The sequence below is a fragment of the Alphaproteobacteria bacterium LSUCC0719 genome (assembly GCA_040839025.1).
Taxonomy (GTDB): domain Bacteria; phylum Pseudomonadota; class Alphaproteobacteria; order Puniceispirillales; family Puniceispirillaceae; genus UBA8309.
In genome coordinates this window covers 1-4,575 of the sequence record JBFPJN010000013.1, presented here as the reverse complement: position 1 = coordinate 4,575, position 4,575 = coordinate 1, and the positions used below count along the sequence as shown (strand labels likewise).

Sequence of the window (4,575 nt, the reverse complement as noted above, 5' to 3'; positions counted from 1 at the left end):
AGGGCATGGGCCAGTAGGGGTGCGTGGGTAGTGATTGATAGAGCTATGCACAGATTAGGATTTAGCGACTGCAGTTGCCTCTGCAAGCGTTCTAACAGCCAAAGAAGAAGCCCATTGTCAGATCATGTATTGGACAAGGCTCTGGAAGAGCTCTTGAAGGCCTATTTTATCTTGCGCGACAGCTTGCCATGCTGCCGTAGAACCTCTGCTTGGTGAACAAATCAATACATTGGTAGTTGCCGAGCTGTGAAGACTTGTAGCCTATAACATTCTCACCCCAGTGCAATACGCTTGAATAATCGTCGAAGGTGATTCTGCTGAAGCCAAGTTCTCGATTGCAGTCTTTAATTTTTTTATTTGGGATGTTGAAGTAGCTTCTCGCTGTCGAAAGCAACGCATCGTGATAATCAACACATCCCGGTGCGCGAGCTACAGTAGATACTGACGTTGAACTGAATGCTGAAGCTAGCTTCCCGCCCGATTTAGCATCGACCAATGCGGTAAATTTGGCAACATGGCCATAGCATCTTTTAGCTAGCTTTCTGGTCATTTTCTCAAATGCGCTTGTGTCTTCTGGATAAACAGTGCGATCCCTAAGGTTGTTAACAGCATCTTTGCCTATTTCTCGAACTAGCTGTATTTCCCGGAATCTCAACGCGTCATCAAATATTTTCAGTTGCCAATATTTCGTGGGAGTTCCTTGGCCAAGAAATTCAAAACCAAACATTTCCAAAGTAGCCATGTCTAGCTGATGAATGTTTCTACAAACGGCGAATTCCTCTTTTGGTAAAGCTTGTCTCCACAATTCTGAAGCTTTTGGGTCATTCCAAGCATCATCCAGCCAACGCTGTTCAAAGCCCGCATCCAAGGCAAAACCCTGAAGGCTTTCCCGGGAATGTTTTTTAACGGCGATCGCACGGTCAAAATCGTCCGCTAAAAACGTTAGACCTAACGCTAGTGGATCATGATTAAATTTCGTCGTTTGGCTAGTTTCTAAACTGGAAGTGCCGTTTTCCAATTTTTGCCCTTCAGATGCGCTAGATGTTTCGCTGCTAGTTTCACACATAGCTGCGTCCACTGCATACTGCGCTATTTTTTCCTTAAGGGCGCTGACAACATTTGATTGCTTCGCATTGAGTTCTTCAATGGTACGCACCTTGTCCGCTTCACATGATGCAACTTGTTGTTCCAGAGCCGATAATGAAGCCACTTTTGCTTCTTCAGCTTCCAACGCCACTTTTGCCTCGTCCAGTTCGGCAATCAAGGAAGCCTGTGAAGTCTCCAATTTTGCGACCATTTGCATGAGCTTGGTGTTGATGGCTTCGTTTACATCCGAAGAACTGTCCTCAAGGGCAGCAACCTTTTCATTTAACTCTTTAATCTTCTGCTCTCTATCCAACAACATCTGGGTCATCTGAGTGATTTGTTGGGTGAGTTCAGCATTCCTTTCTGAATCTGAGGTGCTGACATCAGCAGCCTTCCGTAACTCTGCTAACTGGTCTTCTAAATCTTGGATGCTTTGCAACCTAGCTGAAGCAAGATTGGTCGCTTCAGAAAGCTGGGCTTTAAGTGATTGTGTTTCTTTCAGAAGACTAGAAATTTGCTCGTCAATTTCTACTTGGCTTTCGCTGTTAGATGGTTCAACGACGCTGTTTGATGTTGTGGCTGTTAATTTTTCCCTACTGTCATCACTTGGAATTACTATGCCACTTTTAATAGTGTCGTCTTGTGCAGCAAGTTGTGCGACGTGGCCTTTCAGATTGCCTAGGCAGTCAATTAACCTAAATTCGTAACGGGTGTAGTTGCCGGTGTATTTAATCCATTCTGAACGCCGAATCGTAAAAACAGCATGACCCTTAGAATTGACCTTGAAAGTATTGCCGTCGATGAAGACACCTTTTATTGGCGGATTGGCAGACGGATCGTCCGGTGGCGCTGGATTGGATATGTGAAAGTCAGTTATCCGCTTGCCACTTTTATTGTGGTGAATGGTAAGGTGGCCAGAAATTCCTCCTGACTCGCTAATTGTCAGACTGGTATTTTTCTCAATCAAACTTGGCTCAACTCTTTTACTTGCCCTCTTCCCAACCAAAACATTCTGTAGCCTCAAGTTGACGCCATCAATAACTGCGTCGCCAGACGCTGTAATGTGTTTGCCCTTCCGGGTCGAAGGCTTAGCATCTTGCCAAAATTTCTCTATTTCAAACTTGCAAGTGTAGGCGGCTTCACTAGCTAGTGTTGATTGAGCCCCGATTGCGAATGCAAAGAACAAAAAGAAATGCAGCAAGTATCTATTAGCCATCTAACACAAACACACTTCATCTATTGAGCATTGACCTAATGCGGAAATAGTCACCCGTGGCTAAATTTTCAAACCAATCCACTGCCCGTCTTTCCCCCTGAACGTAGTGAAGGGGAAAGACGGGCTAGTGCATTAGCGACTGCAGCACCGCCTCTCCCACAACGATAGCAACGGGAATGTGGCTATGCAAAAGCTCGAGAAGATCATCATCTGTTGCCTGACGCAGATTGTGGCCAGCGCAGAATTCAGACGTCTTGAAAAAACGGACGAAACCGCACGAGTGATTTGCGCCGCCGCTCGACAAGTTGTCCAGCAACCAAACGGGGACAGCTCTGAGCCTTCACCAAATGAAGGAGAAGTGTAATGTCACCGCTTCTTCAATTGCCCCTAGATGACCGCCTCTTCGTGATGAACCTGCGCAAGGGATGGGTCACTGAGACGGGTCGCACCACTGAAGTCGAAACTTCACCTTATCGAACCTGCAAACAGGCATCGCATGGCGGCGCACGACAAGAGTGGGTGCTCACTACCTACAGAAATACGCATCGCTTGCCAGTGTATCGCGTTGACAGCTTCAGCACGGCTTTAGCGGCCACGGAATACGTGAAGTGGCACGAACCACAGACGCCCCTAGCCAGCCTAAATGGGCAGCCGATGTTCAGTGATGATGATGTGGACAAATGGGAGCGCTGGAAAGAGTGGCTTGATCAGCAAGGGCTTGAGAGCTGCCTTACCGGTAAAGTTCATCTCCCACATTGGGCAAAGGGTTGAGCGATGACTGTTAATGAAGAGTTGTTAGCCTTTGCCGCTGATTTGGCAAACGAGCTTGAGCGCCATGAGGGTCGAGAGCGGGCACGATCCGCAGATCAGAAAATCGCATTTGCCAATACTGTGCACGCTCTCCTGCTCAAGGTGCTGCATTCCTTCAGAAATCCACACAAGCATCCGATCCTGCTGAGTCTGCATAAACCAGATTACTCGAGCTCAAATCGATATAGGCCAATGCCTGTATCTTATCGAAATCTAGTTGCGGCATATCGGAGTATGCGGAACAGAGGCTTGCTGCTGCAGCTAGACAAGGGCTGGTATAGCCAAGGTCAACAACGGGGGAGAAAGACTAGTTTTGTAGCATCGAAAAAGTTGCAAACGGAGTTGCAGCGCTTCACCTCACGAGTGAATGGACTGAGCCAAATCCCGACAGAGACGATCATTCTGAAGGGCGCGGTGAACGGGCAAAATCAGGAGAAAGACTATACAGATACACCAGAGACAAACCATATGCGTGACACGCTGAAGCGTATCAATTCTTGCTTCGCTAGCCACGAGTTAGGACTGAGTTTACCGACTGCAGAAATTACTGACCTGGTCAACTCGATGGAAAAGGATCACTCCAAGGGTCATCTGGATTTTTCCCAAAACAGGCTGAGGCGAATTTTTGCGGCCAGTAGCTTTGAATTGGGTGGGCGCTTCTACGGAGGATGGTGGCAGCATGTGCCCAAGTCCTACCGTCAGTTCATCACGATCGATGGAGAAGAAACCTGTGAGTACGATTTTGAACAGATGAACCCACACATTGCCTATCTGCATCTAGATAAAGATCTAGGCAAAGAAGATGCCTACTCCCGCGTCTTTGGCGAAGAGCATCGCGACGTTGCTAAGGTAGCTTTCAACGCAATGTTAAATGCGCGGTCGCAACTATCACATCAGCCGAGAAATCTCGATCTTAAGGACAGGCCATTCAGTTGGCCGGAACTACGAGACAAAGTCCTAGAGGCGCATCGACCGATTGAAGAGTTGTTCTTCCAAGGTCTCGGTCTTCGCTTCCAATTCGTCGATAGTCAAATCGCCGAGCAAGTCATGCTGTCTTTTCTTCCGGATGACGCTCCATGTCTACCCATCCACGACAGCTTCATAATGCACCACAGCTATGGCGAAGGCTCAGGAAGATTAGAAGAAACTATGCGGCAAGTGTTCCGCTCCATCATGGGATCTGACATCGGCGTTAGACGCGAGCTTGTGCAGCAAGTGCAGCATGCTCGGCCGTTAAATCCTGAGATGACTGCTGCCTAGCTGTTCCTGTTGATTTGAGCTTAGACGAGCTTGCCTCGGCTCTGAGAATTGATGAATGGTTTGTGAACCGTATGGCAGCTGAAGACTGCTTACCCAAGGAGTTACAGAATGGTGCAACTGATCGTGGTTTACAGAGAATAATCCCCCATCTGTGCATAGCTCTATCAATCACTACCCACGCACCCCCACTGGCCCATGCCCGG

General features: G+C 47.8%; 4 protein-coding genes. 3 read left to right on the top strand and 1 reads right to left on the bottom strand.

What is annotated here, in order from left to right:
• Positions 1 to 166: 166 nt before the first annotated feature.
• Positions 167 to 2,302: a hypothetical protein gene (locus AB3X55_13295; GenBank protein ID MEX0504561.1), complete on the bottom strand. Its 2,136-nt coding sequence runs from the start codon at positions 2,300 to 2,302 to the stop codon at positions 167 to 169.
• 184 nt (positions 2,303 to 2,486) lie between these two features.
• Here AB3X55_13295 and AB3X55_13290 point away from each other — a divergent pair, with 184 nt between their 5' ends.
• The 3 genes from AB3X55_13290 to AB3X55_13280 are packed head-to-tail and all read left to right on the top strand — an operon-like array spanning position 2,487 to position 4,372.
• Complete coding sequence (locus AB3X55_13290; GenBank protein MEX0504560.1) at positions 2,487 to 2,666, top strand: hypothetical protein; 180 nt, start codon at positions 2,487 to 2,489, stop codon at positions 2,664 to 2,666.
• Positions 2,666 to 3,073: a hypothetical protein gene (locus tag AB3X55_13285; GenBank protein ID MEX0504559.1), complete on the top strand. Its 408-nt coding sequence runs from the start codon at positions 2,666 to 2,668 to the stop codon at positions 3,071 to 3,073. The genes AB3X55_13290 and AB3X55_13285 overlap by 1 nt, the downstream gene beginning before the upstream one ends.
• A gap of 3 nt (positions 3,074 to 3,076) precedes the next feature.
• Positions 3,077 to 4,372, top strand: coding sequence for a hypothetical protein (locus AB3X55_13280; GenBank protein MEX0504558.1), 1,296 nt, complete (start codon positions 3,077 to 3,079; stop codon positions 4,370 to 4,372).
• Positions 4,373 to 4,575 lie beyond the last annotated feature (203 nt).

Bases quoted from the DNA above. Each gene is read 5' to 3' on its own strand.
- AB3X55_13295 (MEX0504561.1), bottom strand. From the start codon at position 2,302: ATGGCTAATAGATACTTGCTGCATTTCTTTTTGTTCTTTGCATTCGCA.
- AB3X55_13290 (MEX0504560.1), top strand. From the start codon at position 2,487: ATGCAAAAGCTCGAGAAGATCATCATCTGTTGCCTGACGCAGATTGTG.
- AB3X55_13285 (MEX0504559.1), top strand. From the start codon at position 2,666: ATGTCACCGCTTCTTCAATTGCCCCTAGATGACCGCCTCTTCGTGATG.
- AB3X55_13280 (MEX0504558.1), top strand. From the start codon at position 3,077: ATGACTGTTAATGAAGAGTTGTTAGCCTTTGCCGCTGATTTGGCAAAC.